The sequence below is a fragment of the Aureimonas sp. Leaf454 genome, from assembly GCF_001424685.1.
In the GTDB taxonomy this organism is placed as follows: Bacteria; Pseudomonadota; Alphaproteobacteria; order Rhizobiales; family Rhizobiaceae; genus Plantimonas.
The window spans coordinates 104,833-123,267 of record NZ_LMQT01000024.1; the positions used below are offsets into that span (position 1 = coordinate 104,833).

Here is an 18,435-nt window from a genome sequence, read left to right on the forward strand (position 1 = left end):
ACAGATGACCCCCACGTCATCACAAGATGGGGCGCGGCTGAAGCGATCGGCGAGCGACATCTGCGTTCATCATGAACGTGAGGGCGGCGGCGATCCGAAGCGCGCCGCGCCTCGGCCCATCCCAAAGCTCGATCCCCAAAAGGCGGATGCGTCCTCGAAGCGGCAGAGCGTCCTTCGCGCGTTCGGATCGTTGCGCGGCGCGTCAGCCGGCTTCCCGCTCCGCGCTTGCCTGGACTTCGCGCGCGATCGCATCGAGAAGGGCCGTGTCGTCGCCCGCGATCGCGTCCATGGCGGACATGCGGGCGAGAACCAAGGCGGCGATGCGCTCTTCGACGGTCCCTTCCGCATACGTGTAGGAGATGAGGGCGCGCTGGCCGTCGCGATGGCAGCGACCTTCGATCTGCTGGAGCTGGATGGCGCTGTGGCGCATGTCGTGGACGACCAGCGAGCGCTCGCGATCGCCGCCTTCCATCTCGCCGCGATGGAGCGAGATGGATTCGGTGACGGTGAAGACCACGACGTCGAGCGCGCCGGTCTGGAAGGCGACGCGCACGGTCTCGTTGGCTTCGCCGCCTTGCCTTCCGTTGATCTCGCCGACGCGCCAGCCGCGGCCCCGCAAGGTGTCGGACAACAGCGCGCTGGTCTCCAGAAAGGCGACGGAGATCGCCACCTGCTGGTCCTCGTCCAGCCGGTCGGCGACGAAGTCGGCCGTGCCGGCGCAGCGCACGAGGCTCGCCTTCTGGCGGAACCGCAGGTCCGCCGCCCAGCCGACGGGGCGGCGCGTGGAGCCGCCGAGAAGGCCGAGCTCCCGGCGGAACTCGCGCCAGGTCGCGTCGTAGAGGCGCCGGCTCGCGGCATCGAGGGCAGTCGGGCTGAGTTCGCGCTGCACCTCCGGCCAGCCCGCGATCTCCTCGGGTCGGCGCCGCAGGCCGATCGCGGACTCGCCCTTGTAGAGAAGGCCGGACATCAGGATGCGGTCGCGCTCGTTCGGCTCCCAGGCCCAGTTCTTCCAGCGCCCCTTGGCCCGCCCGATCTTCAGCCGCTTCATGAGCGCGCGGAAATCGTCCATCTCGCCGCCGAGACCGCCGCTCGCGACGGCGAGGAGCCGGCCGAGATAGGACAATTCGTGCGGCGACTGCCCGGCGGTCGCGCTCATGTAGATCGTGAAATCCGCCGCCGCGGCGACCTGCCGGCAGACGAGGCCCTGCTGCGATGCCGGGTTTCGGATCCGGTGGCTCTCGTCGATCACGACGAGCGGCCAGCGCGCCTTGAGGCTGCCGGCTTTGGCGAGCTCGTTGTTCCGGGCGCGCGTCGAGCGGCGCGTGGAGGCTTCGGGCGGCTTCATCAGCGATTTCGTGCGCTCGAAATTGACGATCGTCACCCGCTTGCCCGCCTCTGGCGAGCCCGCGATCGTGCGCCGCCATTGCGGGATCGCACCCTTGGGGCAGATGAGGAGCACGTCGGTCTCCGCCATGGCGGACACGGCGAGCCAGGCCGACAGCGTCTTGCCGAGCCCGGTGAGGTCGCCGAGCAGAAATCCCGGTCGCCCGCTCCGCCGCGCGGCGAGGATCGCCTCCTTCGCTTCGAGCTGATGCGGGCGGGGAACGAAGACGGGCGCAGAGGGCGGTGCCGTGTCGAACGTGGCGGCGGGCAGCTGTGTCGGATCGATCCTCATGCCGCGGTGTCTACCGGTCCGGCGGCATTTGGGCGAGGGCGCCCATGCCTGCCCCGGCGCGAAGGATCCGGTTTCGGTCGCGTCGAACGCGAAGGGAAGGAGAAGGGAAGGGGAGGGAAGGGAAGGGGACGCCGCCGTGACGGGAACGTGATGAGGACGGGGGCTTCCCGGCGGATGGGGTATTCCTGTCAGACAGATTGCATTAATCACCTTCCGAGTATTGCGCGCGAAGTATACTCAGTCCTTCGGAATTTAAGGCATCAATGAAAGAGTCGATCGCGACCGGCTGCAGAGATGGCGACCATGAGCCCAGCAAAGGAAGTTAAAAGAGCGCCTTACGAAAAGAGTCCTCTTTTTTTCCGTCGAGTTGAAACCTTACGGCAGGCGGAGGAGCTCAGCGCATCTGGACTGACGCCCCTCGAGTTTCGACCCAGAGTTGCTGGAGCGTTCGATCTCGCGTTCGACGGCGGCCAGTCCGGTCATTTCAGCATCTGGACCACCCGCTCGCTCAGCGGCTTCGTCACGACGCCCTTCACCAATGTCGACGTCGTCTCGATCCGCTTCGTCAGCAGCGGACGGCTCCTGCGGCGCGACGGGTCGGGAGACGAGGTGCTGGCTCAGCCGGGACTGGGTCTCCTGCAGTCGTTCAGTCCGGTGCGCATGGAGGAAATGTCCGAGAATTTCGCCGCCATCGCGGCAACGGTCGACCGCAGGACGCTGGCGGCCCATTACAACGCTCTCGAAGGGGGCGAGCCCGGAAGTCTGCCCGATTTCGCGGCCATCGCCGACACCCGTATTCCCGGCGTGCGCGCCTTCATGCGGTCCCTGCTCCTGATCCACGAGCGCATTCGGGCGGACCGATCCCCCGACGGCATCGAGGTTCCGCTGCTGCACGAGATCATGCTCTATCAGTTTCTGGGCGCCTGGCCCCGCAACCTTGTCAAGGAGCCCGGCCGGTCCGACCTGCCGCAATCCCGGCGCATCCGGCTCGCGCTCGACTTCATCGAGGCCAACATCGCCGGACGTCTCAAGCTGGCGGACGTCGCGCAGGCCTGCGATGTCAGCGTCCGCACGCTTCAGATGCTCTTCAAGCGGGAAATGGGAACCTCGGTGGTGCAGGTGATCATCGACGGCCGGCTCGATCGGGTCCATGCCGACCTCCTGCGCGCGGCGAACTCGCCGACATTCGTCAACCAGATCGCCCGGCGCTGGGGTTTCCAGTACATGGGCGACTTCAGCCGCCGCTATCGCGCGCGTTTCGGCTGCACGCCCTCGGAAACGCTGCGCACGCGCCATCACTGACGAGCGGTTCCGCCGGACCCGCCTTCCAATTTTCCGCTCCGGCGTCGGAGCGGATGCTATAGGCATGTCCTGTCTGGAACAGGAAGTCTCGATGATAACCGGTGATGACATCTCCGCGCCGCTGCCGGATCTCGGTTGGTCGGCCTTCTTCTCGGAGCAGATCGCGCCCGAAGAAGCCGATCTCGTGCCGGCCCGCGTCACCTCCGTCCACCGGGCCCGCATCCGGGCGCTGTCCGCGGAGGGTCCGGTCGAGCCCGTCCTGCCGCCCCAGACCTGGACCAGCGAATTCGCGGTCGGCGACTTCGTGCTCCTCGAGCCCGGGACGGCGCTGGTGCGCCGTCGCCTCGACCGGCGGTCCGTCGTCGAGCGGCGCGTGTCCGGCTCGGACATTCCCCAACTCGCCGGCGCCAACATCGACACGCTCTTCATCGTGACGTCCTGCAATGCGGACTTCAATCCCGCGCGGCTGGAGCGCTATCTCGCGCTCGCCAACAAGGCCGGCACGACGCCCGTCATCCTCCTGACCAAGGCCGATCTGACCGAGGACCTTCCAGCCTTCGAGGAGCAGGCGCGGGCCTTGCAGCGGGGGCTCGACGTCGTGGTGATCCATCCGAAGTCGCAGGCGGCGATCGCGGCGCTGGCGCGCTGGTGCATCCCCGGATCGACCGCCGCCGTCGTCGGCTCGTCCGGCGTCGGCAAGTCGACCCTCGTCAACACGCTGCTGGGCGAAGCACACGCCGCGCCGCAGGAGACGGGCTCGGTGCGCGAGCACGACGCCAAGGGTCGGCACACGACGACCGCGCGCTCGCTCCACCGCATGGCGGGCGGCGGATGGATCCTCGATTCACCGGGAATCCGCAGCCTCCAGATCAGCGATGTCGGCGACGGTCTCGACACGCTCTTCGCCGAGATCACGGAGCTCGCGCCGCTCTGCCGGTTCCGCGCCTGCAGCCACACGCACGAGCCGGGTTGCGCGGTGCTGGCGGCGGTCGCCGCGGGCGAGATCGACCCGCGCCGGCTGGAGCGCTGGCGCAAGCTTTCGGCGGAAAATGCCGGCCAGGCGGCAGCGGGAGCCAAGCGGAGCGGCGGGGCCGGCCCGGCGCACCGCCGCAGGCGCTGAAATCCGGCCGCGTCCTCAGCGCCCCGTCTTCAGCTCCTCGTCGTCAACACTCCGTCGTCAACGCAATGTCAGGCCGCCGTCCACCGTGTGGATCTCGCCGGTGGTGAAGGAGGATGCGTCGCTGGCCAGATAGACGACCGCCCCGGCGAGCTCGTCCACCGTCCCGATGCGATCCATGACCGCGCCCTTCGCCCAATGGTCCCGGACGACCTCGGGATTGTCGCGCAGAACGTCCTCGGTGAGTTCGGTCAGAATGTAGCCGGGCGCGATGGCGTTGACGCGGATCTTGTGCTCGGCCCATTCGGTCGCGAGGCACTTGGTCAGCATGTGGACGGCCGCCTTCGAGACGTTGTAGGCGGCGTGGCGGAAGGGCCAGTTCACGATGCGGCCGGACATCGAGCCGATGTTGATGATCGAGCCGGAGCCCTGGCGGATCATCAGGCGGCCGATCGCCTGCGACATCAGGAGGACGCCCTCGACATTGACGCTCATCGTGTCGCGCCAGAGATCGAGCCGGTAGTCGTCGATCGGGCCGGGATGGATGATGCCGGCATTGTTGACGAGGATGTCCGCGCGGCCCCAGCGCGCCTCGACCTCGGCCGCCAGCCGCTCGACGTCGCCGGGCTGCGAGACGTCGGCCTGGATGGCGAAGCTGTCGCCGCCCGATGCGTTGAAGCCCGCGACGAGGTCCTCGGCGATGTCCAGCGAGGAGCGCACGACGACGGCGACATTGGCGCCCTGCGCGGCGAGCGCCTCGCTGAGGGCGCGCCCGATGCCGCGCGAACCGCCGGTGACGATCGCCTTGCGGCCGGTGAGATCGAACAGGCGCGTATAGTCTCGGCTTCCAGCCATGGGTTTTCCATTCCTCCCGAATGCGATGTCGTTGAGATGGGCCGAGGGGAGCGCGCTGCCGCGCGGTCGCCCCGGTCGTGCGCCGTCAGGCCGCGACCGTCTCCGGCAGACGGATCGGCGGCGAGACGACCTCGCTCTCGCCGAGCTCCTTCAGGATGCGCTCGCTGGTGCGCAGGGCCTGCGCGACGATGGTCAGCGAGGGGTTGAAGCCGGTGGAGGAGGGCAGGAACGAGGCGTCGACGACGTAGAGATTGTCGACGTCCCAGACCTTGCAGTCGGTGTCGAGCACCGAGGTGGACGGATCCGTTCCGAAGCGGGCGGTGCCGCATTGGTGCATGGAGACCTTGATGTCCATCTTCTGCGTGATGATGATGGGATAACCGAGCGAACGCATCATGCGGCTCCAGACCTTCACCAGCTCGCCATGGGCTTTCAGGTTGTTCTCGGTATAGGCGAGGCGGATCTTCCCGTCGGCATCGACGCTGACCCGGTTTTCCGGATCGGGCAGGTCCTCCGACATCAGCCACCAGTCGACCGAGCGCTCGGCGAACAGCGCCATCATGCGCTCCGGCGCCCATTTGACGCTCGCCGTCAGCATGCCGGCCTGCAGCTTGCCGAGGCCCTGGATGTTGCCGAGCGGATAGGGGCGCTCGGCGTTGGCGAGGTAGAAATCGTTGATCGCCATCGACTTCTGGAAGACGACGCGGTTCTTCCTGAAGGGCGACACCGCCATCATCGCCGTGTTGTTGTGGGCCATGTAGTTGCGGCCGAGCTGGTCGGACGTGTTGTTGCCGAGCCCGCGGGGATGCCGGTCGTTGGCCGAGCGCAGGAGCAGCGCCGAGGAATTGATCGCGCCGGCGGCCGAGACGAAGATCCTCGCCGAGACGGTGCGCCGCTCGCCGCCGTGCTCCAGTTCGACGGCGGTCACGCGCCGTCCGGACGGGTCGGTCACGAGGCGGTGGACGAAGGCTTCCGTCAACAGCGTGACGCCGCCCTTGGCGAGCGCGGGATTGACGAGCCGGACCTCCGCGTCGCCCTTCGCGCCGATCTTGCAGGCGAAGCCGTCGCAGGTCGCGCAGCGCGCGCAGGACCCGCCGTCGTGATAGTCGATCGCGATCGGCAGCGGGAAGGGATGGAGCCCCCGCGCGCGCAGCTTCGTCTCGAAGGCGGCGATCTCGGGCTCGTGGCCGATGGCGGGATAGGGCATCGGGCCGGAGCGCGGAGGCTCGATCGGATCGAGGCCCGCCTGTCCATGCGTCCCCATCAGCCGCTCGGCCCTGGCATAATAGGGCTCTAAGGTCTCGTAGGAGACCGGCCAGGCCGGCGCGACGCCCGCCTCGTGCTCCAATGCGCCGAAATCCTCCTGGCGGAAGCGCACGGTCGCCGCGCCGAAGAACTTCGAGTTGCCGCCCACATAGTAATAGGTCGAGGGGCTGAAGAGCTCGCCGTTCTTGTCGCGCCACTGTTCCTTGGCCGCGTATTTGCGCTTGTGGAAGACCGCGTCGACGCTCCAGTTGTCGGGCTCGCGCGGCAGGCGGGGGCCCCGCTCGATCATCAGGATCTCGCGGCCGGGCGCGGCCAGCGCGTTCGCCAGCGCGCCGCCGCCGACGCCGGCGCCGATGATGACGATGTCGTAGCTCGTCTTCAGGTCTGTCATGGTCGTTGTCCTCCCTGGAGCGGGGATCGTCTCTCGCGATCCGCCGCGGCCTCGGCTCTCGTCGTCATGCGTCGTGTGTGACGCGTCATTGCGTTAACCGCGTCAGGCCGGCGGCCGGCCGCCGGAACCCGTCGGGGCGTTCTCCGCCTGGGGCGGCACGGCTTTGAAGAAGGCCCCGTCCCCGTGCAGGGCGCTCATCACCGCGAAGGACGCTTCGAGGTGGATCTTCATGGCAAGCTCGGCCTGGTCGGGATTGCGGCGCTCGAGCGCGCGAACGATCGCCTCGTGCTGCAAGGTGACGTCGGCGAGATGGCCCGGCACCGGGGCGGAAAGCTGCCGCATCCGGTCGAGATGGGCCTTCATGAGATTGATGAACTTCCAGATGCGGGGATAGCGGCTGATGCCGGCGATCGCGGCGTGGAAGAGGTCGTCGACCTCGATATAGTCCTCGAGCGCGCCCCGCGAGAGAATGTCGCGCATCTCGGCGATCAGCGCGTCGAGCCGTGCGATGTCCTCGTCCGTGACGAAGCGGGCGGCCCGGCGGATGCTTTCCACCTCCAGCGCCCGGCGGATCACGAAGCCTTCCTCGGCGACGTCGAAGGAGATCTTCGAGACATAGGTGCCCGAATGGGGAAAGACCTCCACGAGGTCCTCGTCGGCCAGCCGCTTCAGCGCTTCGCGCACCGGCGTGCGCGAAACGCCATAGGCGAGGCACAGCTCCTTCTCCGAGATCACGGCACCGGGCACCATGCGAAGCCGGACGATCTGCTGGCGAAGCGACTCATATATCTGATCGGCCTTTTGCGTGGGCCGATCCACAGGGGATCTCTGCAGCATCTCGCCTGAAACAACCGTGCTCATGGGGATTTTCCGCGGAACGGGCAGCCGCGGCGGCCTTCGCCAACAGCTTCCTTTCTCTTAACTCATATATCGGTTGACCATGCAAGGCGCAATCCGGTACCAAGATGTCCGGACGGAACGGCCGGCGTGGAACCGCTCGGCCGACACCGACCCCCGGATGGGACGGGACCGCGACGGACGGCGGTTCCTGCCGGTCGCGGGACCTCTCGCTCCGTCCTGGATCCGACGACGACAACGCGAAAGCGCGCCCGACATGGCCCTCATCACCTACCTCACCCGGATCGAGTTCGACGAAGGCGCGATCGGCAAGCTGCCCGCGATCCTCGACGGGCTCGGCGTCCGCCGCCCGCTGCTCGTCACCGATCGCGGCCTCGTCGCGAGCGGCCTCGTCGAGCGCGTCGCCGGCCTCTTGGCGCAGGCGCCGACGATCTTCGGCGAGACGCCGGCCAATCCGACGGAAGAGGCCGTGGATGCCGCTTTCGCCCTCTACCGGGCCGAGGATTGCGACGGGATCGTCGGCCTGGGCGGTGGCTCGTCCCTCGATCTCGCCAAGGCCGTGCGCCTCCTGACGGGCCATGACGGCCCGCTCGCGCAATACACGGCGGTGGAAGGCGGGGCCGCGAGGATCCACGGCCGGATCTGTCCGCTCGTCGCGGTGCCGACGACCTCCGGCACAGGCTCGGAGGTCGGACGCGCGGCCGTGATCATCACCGCCGAAGGACGCAAGCTCGGCATCGTCAGCCCGCACATGCTGCCCTCCGTCGCGCTCTGCGATCCCGAACTGACCTACGGCCTGCCGCCCTTCCTGACCGCGGCGACCGGCATGGACGCGATCTCGCACTGCCTCGAGACCTACATGGCGCCCTCGGTGAACCCGCCGGCCGACGCGATCGCGATCGACGGGCTGAAGCGCGGCGTGCCGGCCATCCGCCGCGCGGTCGCGGACGGTTCGGACCGCTCGGCGCGCTGGGAGATGATGATGTGCGCGCTCGAAGGGGCCATGGCCTTCCAGAAGGGTCTCGGCGCGGTCCACGCGCTGACCCATCCGCTCGGCGCCGTGCGCGAGCTGAACCTGCACCACGGCACGCTGAACGCCGTCCTGATGCCGGCGGTGCTGCGCTTCAACCGCGCCTCGATCGGGGCGAAATGGGACGTGATCGCCGAAATCCTCGGCGGCGAGCCGGATCGCGTCGTCGCCGATCTGTCGCGCGACATCGGGCTGCCCGCCGGTCTCGACGCCATGGGCGTGACCGAGCCCATGATGGAGCGCGTCGCCGGCGAGGCGCTGAAGGATCATTGCCACGGCACCAATCCGCGCCTGCCGACGCGGGACGAGTATCGGGCGCTTCTGCACGAGTCGCGCTGAGCGGCGCGGGGTTCCCTCCAGAAGGACATGACCATGAAGGCATCGGACACGAGGCGCCTCAAGCGCTGCGACATCGACCTCACGCTTCTCGGCATGGGCACGGCGCCGCTCGGCGGGCTCTACGCGCCGGTCGCGCTGGCGGATGCGCGCGCCGCGCTCCAGGCCGCCTGGGACAGCGGCATCCGCCATTTCGACATGGCGCCGATGTACGGTCTCGGCCGCGCCGAGCATCTGTCGGGCGAGCTCCTGCGCGAGGCCGAGCCGGAAAGCTTTCGCGTCTCCACCAAGGTCGGCCGGCTCATGACCTTCGAGCGCCCCGGCCGCACGCTGCCGCCGGAGCCGCCGAAGAACGAGTTCGATTCCGGCTGGCACAACGGCCTGCCCTTCCGCGAGGTCTTCGACTATTCCTACGACGCGATCCTGCGCTCCTACGACGACTCGCGCCAGCGCACCGGCCTCGGCCGGCTCGACATCCTCTTCGTCCACGACATCGGCCGCGTCACCCATGGAGACCTGCACGACCATCACTGGAGCGCGCTGACCAAGGGCGGCGGGTTCCGGGCGCTGCAGGAGCTGAAGAGCGCCGGGCTGATCGCCGGCTTCGGGCTCGGCGTCAACGAGTGGCAGGTGATCCGGGACGCGATGGAGGAGGCCGACCTCGACATCTGCCTTCTCGCCGGCCGCCACACGCTGCTCGACGCCGACGCCGAGACCTTCCTGCCGCTGGCCTTGCAGCGCGACGTCGATCTCGTGATCGGCGGCGTCTTCAATTCCGGCATCCTCGCCTCGTCGTCGGGGCGCAAGAAGTTCAACTATGTCGACGCCCCGCCGGCGGTGCTGGCCAAGGTGGAGCGCCTCGAGGCGGCCTGCCGCCGGTTCGACGTGCCCCTCGCCGCCGCCGCGATCCAGTATCCGCTGCGCCATCCCGCCGCGACCAACGTCGTGATCGGCGCCAAGACGGCGGCCCAGGTGACGCAGAACGTTTCCTGGTTCGAGCAGGCGATCCCGGACGAGCTCTGGCACGCGCTGGAGGCGGACGGGCTCATCCCCGCCGTCCCGTCCCGCTCCGCCGCCGAGGCGTCGCCGGCATGACCCGATCGAACCCGTCTCACCACCGCGACGCGCGCAGGGTTCCGTGTGACGGAGGTCGGCACCCATGAGCCTCTCGCCCCGCGTCACGATCGACAGCCACCAGCACTTCTGGCAGGTCTCCCGAGGGGATTACGGCTGGATGGGCGAGCATGTCGCCCCGCTCCTTCGCGACTTCATGCCGGACGACCTGCGCCCGCATCTCAAGCGCGCCGGCATCGAACGCACGATCGTGGTCCAGGCGGCCGAGACCGAGGCCGAGACCGATTTCCTCCTCGACATCGCCCGGCGGACCGACATCGTGGCGGGCGTCGTCGGCTGGCTGGACATGGACGACGACGGCTTTCCCGAGCGGCTCGCGCATTACCGCAAGGATCCGCTCTTCGTCGGCCTGCGCCCGATGCTCCAGGATCTCGAGGACGACGCCTTCATCCTGCGGCCGCGCGTCCTCGATCATCTGCGCCTCGTCGCCGAGAGCGGCCTCGCCTTCGACATCCTGACCTTTCCGCGCCACCTGCCCCATGTCGCCAAGGCGCTGGACGCGGTGCCGGGCCTGAAGGCCGTCGTCGATCATCTGTCGAAACCGGCGATCGCGTCGGGTCTCCTCGATCCCTGGCGGGACGACATCGCCGCGCTCGCGGCCTTCCCCAACGTTTCCTGCAAGGTCTCCGGCCTGGTGACCGAAGCCGCCGCCGACTGGCGGGCGGAGGATATGAGGCCCTATGTCGACCATGTCGCCACGGTCTTCGGGGAGGACCGGCTGATGTTCGGGAGCGACTGGCCGGTGGCCAAGCTCGCCGCCGGCTACGGCGAAGTGGCGGGCCTCGCGCGCGCGCTGCTCGGCGCGCATTTCGGGCCGGACGCGATGGCGAAGATCTTCGGGGGCAACGCCGCCGAATTTTATCTCGGTTCCTCTTCGGGGCATCGAGAGCTCTAAGTTCCGTGTATCATCGTCGCCGTCGAAGGCTTCCGGGAGGGAGGCCATCGGCGCGGCATTTCGTTTCGATGCCGCAGGCATGCTGCCCGGGCCGAGTCTGCCGGGTGGGGGGAGGCTTCTTTGTCGACTGAGTTCCGGGATCCGCGCGCCGGTCCGATCATCGCGCTGCGTGCGCTGTCGAAGTCCTTCGGGCCCGTCCAGGTCCTGCGCGGCATCGACTTCGATCTGAAGGCCGGCGAAGTCCACGCCCTGATGGGCGAGAACGGCGCGGGCAAGTCGACCATGATCCGCATCATGTCGGGCGCCCACCAGCCGAACGAGGGCACGCTCGAGGTCGACGGCGCGGCGACGCGCTTCTCCGGCCCGCGCGAGGCGCAGGCGCGGGGCATCGCCGTTGTCCACCAGGAACTGCTTCTCTTCCCTGCCATGACGGTCGCCGAGAACGTCTTTCTCGGCCACGCTCCGCGCAAGGCGAACGGCCTCCTCGACTGGAAGGCGATGCGCGAGCGGGCGCGTGCGATCCTCGACCGGCTCGACTGCCCCGATCTCGACGTGGACGAGACGGTGTCGCGCCTCTCCGTGGCCAACCGCCAGCGGGTGGAGATCGCCCGCGCCCTGTCGCGCGACGCGCGCGTCCTCATCATGGACGAGCCGACGGCGGCGCTCGCCGAGGCCGACGTGAAGCGCCTTCTCGACGTGGTCCGCTCGCTGCGCGCCGAGGGCGTGGGCATCGTCTATGTCAGCCACCGCATGAACGAGATCTTCGAGATCTCCGACCGCGTCACGGTGCTTCGCGACGGCAAGACCATCGCGACGCGCCCGACGGCGGAGGTGAGCGAGGGCGCGCTCGTCTCGATGATGGTCGGGCGCGACATCGACCAACTCTTCCCCAAGGAGGACATTGCGCTCGGCGAAACCGTTCTGGAGGTCAGGAACCTCACCCATGCCGGCAAGGTGGAGGGCGTGTCCTTTTCCGTGCGCGCCGGGGAGATCCTCGGCATTGCCGGCCTCGTCGGGTCGGGCCGCACCGAACTCGCGCAGACGATCTTCGGCATCACGCCCGCGACCTCCGGCGAGATCCTGATCGATGGCGCCCCCGTCTCGATCGGCAACGTCCGCGAGGCGATCCGGCACCGCATCGCCTACGTGCCCGAGGACCGCGCCCAGCACGGGCTCGTGCGCCCGCAGTCGATCCGCTCCAACGTCTCGATGGCGATCCTCGGACGGCTGACGAAGGGCGGCATCGTCGACACCTCGCGCGAGGAGGCGCTCGCCCTCGACGCCATCCGGCGCTTCCAGATCCGCGCGCGGGGGCCGGGACAGGTCGTCGCGCAGCTCTCCGGCGGCAACCAGCAGAAGGTGGTGATCGCCAAATGGCTCGCCACCGATCCGCGCATCCTCATCCTCGACGAGCCGACGCGCGGCGTCGACGTCGGCGCCAAGACGGAAATCCACAAGCTCATGAACCAGCTGGCCGCGAGCGGCATCGCCATCGTGATGATCTCGTCCGAACTGCCCGAGGTGCTCGGCATGAGCGACCGGGTCCTGGTGATGAACGGCGGGCGGATGTCGGCCATTCTCGACCGGGCGGAGGCCACCTCCGACCGGGTCGGCTCGGCCATGATGCGGGGGCACGCGGCATGAAGGCCCCGACGCTCTCCCGGCGCCTCTCCTCCTCCGGCCAGGAAGTGCTCCTCTTCCTCGCCATCGTCGCGCTCTTCGCGGTGGTCGGCTGGATCAACCCGCGCTTCGTCTCCTCCAACAACCTCACCACGATCTTCGTCGGCAACGCCTATATCGCGATCGCCGCGATCGGCATGTCGATGGTCATCATCTCGGGCCATATCGACGTGTCCGTCGGGGCGCTGATCGGCGTTCTCGCGACCGTGTCGGGCCTTCTCGTCACCAACGGCTATCCCGTCTGGATCGCCTGGCTCCTGCCGCTCCTCATCGGCGGGGCGGTGAATGCCGGGCTCGGAGCCCTCATCGCCTATCTGAAGGTGCCCTCGATCATCGCGACGCTCGCCATGCTCTCGATCCTCCGGGGCGGCCTCATCACCTTCACGGGCGGCGCCTGGATCTCCGGCCTTCCCGCCGACTACCAGCTCGCGCAGTTCCGCCTCCTCGGCGTGCCCTCCACGGTTTGGTTCATGGTGGTGCTGACGCTTCTCGCCGCCTTTCTCCTGCGCTCCACCGCCTTCGGCCGCTCGATCTACGCGGTCGGCGGCAACGGCGAGGCGGCGGAAGCCTCGGGCATTCCCTACAAGGCGACGATCGTGAAGGTCTTCGCCATCCACGGCGTCATCGCCGGCATCTCGGCCGTGCTCTTCGCCACGCAGCTCCAGGTGATCCAGTCGACCGTGCCGAACGGGCTGGAGCTGATCATCATCACCGCCTCCGTCGTCGGCGGCGTGTCGATCCTGGGCGGCATCGGAACGGTGACGGGATCGACGCTCGCCGCCATCCTCTTCGCCGCGATCGGCTCCTCGCTGATCTTCCTCAACGTCTCGGCCTACTGGCTGCGGGCCGTGCAGGGCATTCTCATCCTCGCAACCGTGCTCGCCGACATGGCGCGGCGCGGGCGGGCCGGCTGAAGGAACCGGAACCCATGAGCTTTCGCATCCTCCTTCGCCACGAAGCCATCCTGACGCTGATCCTCGTCGTGGCGCTCGCCGTCCTGGCGGCCAACAACGAGCGCTTCTTCACCGCGGCCAACCTCCTGAACCAGGGAAGGCTGATGACCGAGGTCGGCCTCATCGCCGTGCCCATGACCTTCGTCATCATCACGGGCGGCATCGATCTCTCCGTCGGCTCGATCCTCGGGCTCTCGGCGATCCTCGTCGGCGTCTTCTGGAAATGGCTCGGCCTGCCGCTGCCGGTCGCCATGGGCCTCTCGGTCGTCGTCGGCACGGCCTGCGGCATCGCCAACGGGGTGATCATCACGCGCTTCCGCGTGCCCCCGCTGATCGCGACGCTGGCCACGCTCGCCCTCTTCCGGGGGCTTGCCGAGGGCATCAGCCAGGCGCAGTCGGTCCGCGGCTATCCCAAATGGTTCTTCACCCTCGGTCAGGGCGACATTCTCGGCCTGCCGACCCAGCTCTGGCTCTTCGCCGTCGTCGCCCTCGTCGGCTTCTTCGTGCTGCGCTTCACGGCCTTCGGCCGCGCCGTCTACGCGATCGGCAACAACGAGGCGGGCGCGGCCTTTTCCGGCATCGACGTGACGCGGGTGAAGCTCTGGATTTACGCGGCCTCGGGCTTCGTCTCGGCGCTCGCCGCCGTCGTCTTCGTCTCGCGCGTCTCGACGACGCGCTCCGACATGGGGTCCGGCATCGAGCTCGACGTCATCACCGCCGTCGTCCTCGGGGGCACGTCGATCTTCGGCGGGCGGGGCCTCGTCGTCGGCACGCTGATCGGCCTCTGCCTCGTCCAGGTCCTGAAGAGCGGACTCGCTCTGTCCGGCGTCAAGGGCGACGGCACCATCGTCATCATCGGGGCCGTGCTGATCGCGGCCGTCCTCATCTCGAACTTCCTCAGCCGCTTCACCGACGACTGAGAAGAACCGGTCCGGCGGGAGGCCGGGCCGGCACAACGACGCGACAACAGCATCATTCAACGGAGGATCTGATTCCATGCGCAAGCTTTTCGCCCTTCTGGTCTCGACCAGTCTCCTCACCGCGCCGGCCATGGCGCAGAGCGCCTGGACCGGCGGCGACGACCAGCCCGCCAACCCGCTCGCCTGCGACGCGAGCGTCACGCCCGTGCCGCCCGGCGAGTACGACGGCGGCGTTCCGACCGGCGCGCCCGACCGCAAGGGCAAGCCGCTGAAGGTCGTCGACGTGCCCAAGCTCGTCGGCGTCGGCTACTTCGCCTCCACCGCGCAGGGCATACAGGAAGCCGCCAAGGAGACGGGCTCGATGACCGTCACGACGGACGGCCCGACCAAGGCCAATATCGACGAGCAGATCACCTTCATCGACAATTACATCACCTCCGGCGTCGACGGCATCCTGTTCGCCGCCAACGATCCCGTCGCCATCGCGCCGGTGCTGAAGCGGGCGCTGGAGGCCGGCATCAACGTCGTCGGCTACGACGCCGACGCGGAAGCCGACGCGCGCCAGTGGTTCGTCAACCAGGCGCAGCCGAACGGCGTCGCCAAGGCGATGATCGACCAGCTTGCCTCCGAGATTGGCGAGGACGGCGCCTTCGCCATCGTCACCTCGACCTTCACCACGCCGAACCAGGCGCGCTGGATCACCGAGATGGCCGGCTATGCCGAGAAGTGCCATCCCAAGCTGAAATTCCTGGAGACGGTCGAGGCGCAGGAGGACAACATCCTCTCCTTCAACCAGGCGCAGACGCTGATCAACAAGCACGGCGACGAGCTGAAGGGCATTCTCGGCATGACCTCGGTCGCGACGCCCGCCGCCGCCGAAGCCGTGCAGCAGGGCCAGCTCTGCGGCAAGGTCTCGGTCGTCGGCCTCGCGCTGCCGAACGCCATGAAGCCCTATGTCAACGGCGACTGCATCAAGTCGACCATCCTCTGGTCGACGGTGGATCTCGGCTATGCCGCGGGCCTCGCCATGCGCGCGGTCGCCGACGGCACGCTGAAGCCCGGCGACACGACGTTCAAGGCGGGCCGGCTCGGCGACCTCCAGGTCATCAACCAGAGCCAGATCCTGCTCGGCGCCCCGAAGGTCTTCACGAAGGCCGACATCAACGACTTCGACTTCTGATCGCGAGATGTGTGAAGGCGGGCGCGGCGGCGAAGGCCGCCGCGCCCGCGACCCTTTCCTTGTCCCGTCCGTGAGCGGGATCAGTCCTCGGCGAGCCGGAGACTGTTGAGGTGCCGCTTCATCATGCCGAAGCGATCGGCCTCGCCGTCGCCGCGACGCAGCGCGACCGCCGTCGACAGGATGTCGATCACGACGAGCGCGGCGATGCGCGAGATGGTCGGCGTATAGACATCCGTGTTCTCCAGCGTCTCGACCACGATCGCGACGTCGCAATGGGCGGCCAGGGCGTTGTGCGATCCCGTGATGGCGATCACCTTCGCGCCGCTCGTCCGCGCGACGTCGGCGATCTCGATCAGCGAGCGCGTGCGGCCGGTGTTGGAGATGACGACGGCGACGTCGCCCTCGCGCATGACCGAGGCGGACATGATCTGCTGGTGCGAGTCGAGCTGCGCGCCGCAGGGCACGCCGAAGAGCGGAAATTTCTGCTGCGCGTCGCGGGCGACGATCCCGGATGCGCCGAAGCCGAAGAACTCGATCGAGCGCGCGCGCTCCAGGATCGAGATCGCCGCCGCGACCGCGGCCGCGTCGAGATTGCGCCGCGCCCAGTCGAGGCTGGTGATCGTATAGTCGAAGATCTTCTCGACGACCGCCGAGGGCGCGTCCGTCGGCAGGAGCACGGAATGCGTGGCCGGCGTTCCCAGCGCGAGGCCATGGGCGAGCCGCAGCTTGAAGTCCTGGTAGCCGGCGCAGCCGAGCGCGTTGCAGAAGCGGATCACGGTGGGCTGGCTGACATCGGCCTCCGCCGCGGTGTCGGCGAGCGTTCCCCCGAGCACGCGCTGCGGATCGGCGAGAACGAGGTCGGCCACCTTGCGCTCCGACTTGCGAAGCCTGTCATGCGTCGTGCGGATGACCTCGAGAATGTTGCGCAGGGGCGCCTGCGGCTCCGCATTGGGTTCCATCGGGCCGTCGTCACCTCGCATCCTCGTCGGGGATCGAGCATGGCAACGGCTTTCGCGTCGCGTCAACCGGGCGTCGCCCGTCGCGCCCAATGGTAGCGGACGGCCGTCCGGGCGCGTTCGAGGCGCACCGGCGCGGCCATCGCGGCCGCCGCGTCGATCGCCTCCGGCGCGACCGTGTTGAAGCCGAAGAGGCCATAATGATGCGCGATCACGACCGGAATGCGCGTCGCCCTGGCGAGCGACACGGCCTCCCCGACGCTCATGTTGCCGGCGATGCCGGCGGCCGAAAGGGCGGGGCTGCGGCCGTTCACCGGGAGAAGCGCGACATCGGCCCGGAGCGCCGCCACCTCCTCGATCTGGCCGAGGAAGGGAACGGTGTCGCCGGAATGAAACACGGTGACGCCATCGGCCTCGATCGCATAGCCGAGAAAGCGGTGGCGCCCGTCCGCGTCGGTCTCCAGCGTCTCGTGCGCCGCCCGCACCGCGGCGATGGCGATTCCGGGCAGGAGCTCGCGCCGCTGTCCGGCCTCCATCGGAACGATCCGGTCGGCCGGAACACCGGTTCTCGCGAGGGCCTCCGCCCGTTCGGCGGCCGGCGCGACGAAGCGCAGATCCGGCAGCCGCGCCCCGAGCGGGCGGAGCGTGCCGGGATCCATATGGTCGGTGTGGCGGTGCGTGCAGAGGACGAGATCCACGGGCCCGAGCGCGTCCGGCAGAACCGGCGGCGCCATCATCCGGTCGTGCGGAGTCGCGCTGCCGGCATATTTCGCGCCGAGCGAATCCGAGAGGTAGGGATCGATCAGGATGCGACGGCCGGCGGCTTCGAGGAGAAACCCGGCCTGCCCCAGCCAGAAAAGGTCGACGCCGGCCGTCGCAGCCGGCGAGCGCGAGAGCCGCGCGGCGAGGCTTTCCCCCAGCGCCGATATCTCCAGCTCCGGCGCCTGTCCGAGGCGCGTCACGGCTGCAGCGCGCGGACGAGATTCTCGACCGCGATCTCGGTGACGCGATCGACGCTTTCGCCGGTGAAGCCGCCGATATGGCTCGTCGCGATGACCCGGGAATGGCCGGGCAAGGCGAGCGAGCGGGGCGGCTCCTCGGGAAACACGTCGGTCGCGTAGGCGAGGAGCCGGCCCTCGTCCAGCGCCTCGATCAGCGCGGCCTCGTCGACGAGCCCGGCGCGCGCCGTGTTGACGACGACCGCGCCCGGCTTGAGGCTCGCCAAGGCCAAGCGGTCGAGGATCGGCTGGCCGCCGGGCAGGGAGGGGCAATGGAAGGTCACGAGATCGGCCTCGCGAAGAAGGGTCGCCAGATCGCTCCAGCGCAGCCGGTCCTCGGCGACCTCCAGGCGGCGCGGAAACGGATCGTGGGCGATGATCGAGGCGCCCAGCGCCGAGAAGAGGCGCGCGACCTCGCCGCCGATCGCGCCGCATCCGACGACGCCGACGGTCCGGCCGCGGATCTCGCCGCCCCGCCGCCGCCGCCATTCGCCGGCCTTGATCCCGGCATCGGCGAAGGGGATCTGGCGCAGCGCCGACAGCGCGAGGGCGATGGCGAGTTCCGCGACGCCGGCCGCATTGCCGCCGTCGGCGCGGCAGAGCGCGATGCCGCGTTCGGTGAGGAGCGGCAGGGGCAGGTTGTCGACCCCGCTGCCGTTGCGACTGACGACGCGCAGCGCCTGCGCCGCGCCGATGGCGCGCGGCGAGACCGGCTCGACGCCGGCGAGCCAGCCGACCGTGCCGGGCAGGAGACGGCAGAGCTCGTCCTCGTCCGGCAGGACGTTCGGGGTGGAGTAGACGACGTCGAAGCCCCGGTCCCGCAGCGCTTCCACCGCCGGATGGGGCGCGGCGGTGAGCGAGCGGGGCGTGACGAGAACGCGCTGCATCG

General features: G+C 68.9%; 16 protein-coding genes. 9 read left to right on the top strand and 7 right to left on the bottom strand.

Features of this window, described 5'->3' with window-relative positions; translation table 11 throughout:
- Positions 1-202: 202 nt before the first annotated feature.
- The gene (locus ASG43_RS19825) at positions 203-1,675 is read right to left on the bottom strand and encodes a DEAD/DEAH box helicase (RefSeq protein ID WP_056508602.1); all 1,473 of its coding nucleotides are present in this window, start codon (positions 1,673-1,675) and stop codon (positions 203-205) included.
- Positions 1,676-1,978: 303 nt separating this feature from the next.
- Here ASG43_RS19825 and ASG43_RS19830 point away from each other — a divergent pair, with 303 nt between their 5' ends.
- Positions 1,979-2,977: a helix-turn-helix transcriptional regulator gene (locus tag ASG43_RS19830; RefSeq protein ID WP_162244752.1), complete on the top strand. Its 999-nt coding sequence runs from the start codon at positions 1,979-1,981 to the stop codon at positions 2,975-2,977.
- Between the two features lie 91 nt (positions 2,978-3,068).
- Positions 3,069-4,097: a ribosome small subunit-dependent GTPase A gene (rsgA, locus tag ASG43_RS19835; RefSeq protein ID WP_056509169.1), complete on the top strand. Its 1,029-nt coding sequence runs from the start codon at positions 3,069-3,071 to the stop codon at positions 4,095-4,097.
- Positions 4,098-4,154: 57 nt separating this feature from the next.
- On the opposite strand, the gene ASG43_RS19840 is transcribed toward rsgA, so the two are convergent.
- From ASG43_RS19840 to ASG43_RS19850, 3 genes are all read right to left on the bottom strand, one after another.
- Positions 4,155-4,949 (bottom strand): 3-oxoacyl-ACP reductase family protein, encoded by a 795-nt coding sequence (locus ASG43_RS19840; RefSeq protein WP_056508606.1) that lies wholly within the window; start codon positions 4,947-4,949, stop codon positions 4,155-4,157.
- Between the two features lie 85 nt (positions 4,950-5,034).
- Positions 5,035-6,606, bottom strand: coding sequence for a GMC family oxidoreductase (locus ASG43_RS19845; RefSeq protein ID WP_056508609.1), 1,572 nt, complete (start codon positions 6,604-6,606; stop codon positions 5,035-5,037).
- A 102-nt stretch (positions 6,607-6,708) separates the two neighbouring features.
- On the bottom strand, positions 6,709-7,467 hold the full coding sequence (locus ASG43_RS19850; RefSeq protein WP_348271097.1) for a GntR family transcriptional regulator: 759 nt from the start codon (positions 7,465-7,467) through the stop codon (positions 6,709-6,711).
- A 253-nt stretch (positions 7,468-7,720) separates the two neighbouring features.
- On the opposite strand from ASG43_RS19850, the gene ASG43_RS19855 reads away from it, so the two are divergent.
- From ASG43_RS19855 to ASG43_RS19885, 7 genes are all read left to right on the top strand, one after another.
- Positions 7,721-8,833, top strand: a complete 1,113-nt coding sequence (locus tag ASG43_RS19855; RefSeq protein ID WP_056509170.1) for an iron-containing alcohol dehydrogenase — start codon at positions 7,721-7,723, stop codon at positions 8,831-8,833.
- Between the two features lie 27 nt (positions 8,834-8,860).
- Positions 8,861-9,925 (top strand): aldo/keto reductase, encoded by a 1,065-nt coding sequence (locus ASG43_RS19860; protein ID WP_056508611.1) that lies wholly within the window; start codon positions 8,861-8,863, stop codon positions 9,923-9,925.
- 64 nt (positions 9,926-9,989) lie between these two features.
- Positions 9,990-10,859 carry an amidohydrolase family protein gene (locus ASG43_RS19865; protein WP_056508613.1) on the top strand — a complete coding sequence of 290 codons (870 nt, stop codon included), beginning with the start codon at positions 9,990-9,992 and terminating at the stop codon, positions 10,857-10,859.
- Positions 10,860-10,979: 120 nt separating this feature from the next.
- Positions 10,980-12,503 carry a sugar ABC transporter ATP-binding protein gene (locus ASG43_RS19870; RefSeq protein ID WP_056508614.1) on the top strand — a complete coding sequence of 508 codons (1,524 nt, stop codon included), beginning with the start codon at positions 10,980-10,982 and terminating at the stop codon, positions 12,501-12,503.
- Entirely contained in the window at positions 12,500-13,453 is a 954-nt protein-coding gene (locus ASG43_RS19875; RefSeq protein ID WP_056508616.1) for an ABC transporter permease, read from the top strand. The genes ASG43_RS19870 and ASG43_RS19875 overlap by 4 nt, the downstream gene beginning before the upstream one ends.
- Before the next feature lie 14 nt (positions 13,454-13,467).
- Positions 13,468-14,412, top strand: a complete 945-nt coding sequence (locus tag ASG43_RS19880; protein WP_056508618.1) for an ABC transporter permease — start codon at positions 13,468-13,470, stop codon at positions 14,410-14,412.
- 76 nt (positions 14,413-14,488) lie between these two features.
- Positions 14,489-15,592, top strand: coding sequence for a substrate-binding domain-containing protein (locus tag ASG43_RS19885; RefSeq protein WP_056508620.1), 1,104 nt, complete (start codon positions 14,489-14,491; stop codon positions 15,590-15,592).
- An 80-nt stretch (positions 15,593-15,672) separates the two neighbouring features.
- Here ASG43_RS19885 and ASG43_RS19890 read toward each other — a convergent pair whose 3' ends face one another.
- The 3 genes from ASG43_RS19890 to ASG43_RS19900 form a co-directional block, all read right to left on the bottom strand.
- Positions 15,673-16,551: an SIS domain-containing protein gene (locus tag ASG43_RS19890; protein WP_056508622.1), complete on the bottom strand. Its 879-nt coding sequence runs from the start codon at positions 16,549-16,551 to the stop codon at positions 15,673-15,675.
- Between the two features lie 62 nt (positions 16,552-16,613).
- On the bottom strand, positions 16,614-17,510 hold the full coding sequence (locus tag ASG43_RS19895) for an MBL fold metallo-hydrolase (protein ID WP_244488172.1): 897 nt from the start codon (positions 17,508-17,510) through the stop codon (positions 16,614-16,616).
- On the bottom strand, positions 17,507-18,433 hold the full coding sequence (locus ASG43_RS19900) for an NAD(P)-dependent oxidoreductase (protein WP_056509175.1): 927 nt from the start codon (positions 18,431-18,433) through the stop codon (positions 17,507-17,509). Before ASG43_RS19900 ends, ASG43_RS19895 begins: the two co-directional genes overlap by 4 nt.
- Between the last annotated feature and the right edge of the window lie 2 nt (positions 18,434-18,435).

Excerpts from the sequence above, each read along its gene's own strand:
- ASG43_RS19825 (WP_056508602.1), bottom strand. The coding sequence starts at position 1,675 with ATGAGGATCGATCCGACACAGCTGCCCGCCGCCACGTTCGACACGGCA.
- ASG43_RS19830 (WP_162244752.1), top strand. The coding sequence starts at position 1,979 with ATGAGCCCAGCAAAGGAAGTTAAAAGAGCGCCTTACGAAAAGAGTCCT.
- rsgA (WP_056509169.1), top strand. The coding sequence starts at position 3,069 with ATGATAACCGGTGATGACATCTCCGCGCCGCTGCCGGATCTCGGTTGG.
- ASG43_RS19840 (WP_056508606.1), bottom strand. The coding sequence starts at position 4,949 with ATGGCTGGAAGCCGAGACTATACGCGCCTGTTCGATCTCACCGGCCGC.
- ASG43_RS19845 (WP_056508609.1), bottom strand. The coding sequence starts at position 6,606 with ATGACAGACCTGAAGACGAGCTACGACATCGTCATCATCGGCGCCGGC.
- ASG43_RS19850 (WP_348271097.1), bottom strand. The coding sequence starts at position 7,467 with ATGAGCACGGTTGTTTCAGGCGAGATGCTGCAGAGATCCCCTGTGGAT.
- ASG43_RS19855 (WP_056509170.1), top strand. The coding sequence starts at position 7,721 with ATGGCCCTCATCACCTACCTCACCCGGATCGAGTTCGACGAAGGCGCG.
- ASG43_RS19860 (WP_056508611.1), top strand. The coding sequence starts at position 8,861 with ATGACCATGAAGGCATCGGACACGAGGCGCCTCAAGCGCTGCGACATC.
- ASG43_RS19865 (WP_056508613.1), top strand. The coding sequence starts at position 9,990 with ATGAGCCTCTCGCCCCGCGTCACGATCGACAGCCACCAGCACTTCTGG.
- ASG43_RS19875 (WP_056508616.1), top strand. The coding sequence starts at position 12,500 with ATGAAGGCCCCGACGCTCTCCCGGCGCCTCTCCTCCTCCGGCCAGGAA.
- ASG43_RS19880 (WP_056508618.1), top strand. The coding sequence starts at position 13,468 with ATGAGCTTTCGCATCCTCCTTCGCCACGAAGCCATCCTGACGCTGATC.
- ASG43_RS19885 (WP_056508620.1), top strand. The coding sequence starts at position 14,489 with ATGCGCAAGCTTTTCGCCCTTCTGGTCTCGACCAGTCTCCTCACCGCG.
- ASG43_RS19890 (WP_056508622.1), bottom strand. The coding sequence starts at position 16,551 with ATGGAACCCAATGCGGAGCCGCAGGCGCCCCTGCGCAACATTCTCGAG.
- ASG43_RS19900 (WP_056509175.1), bottom strand. The coding sequence starts at position 18,433 with ATGCAGCGCGTTCTCGTCACGCCCCGCTCGCTCACCGCCGCGCCCCAT.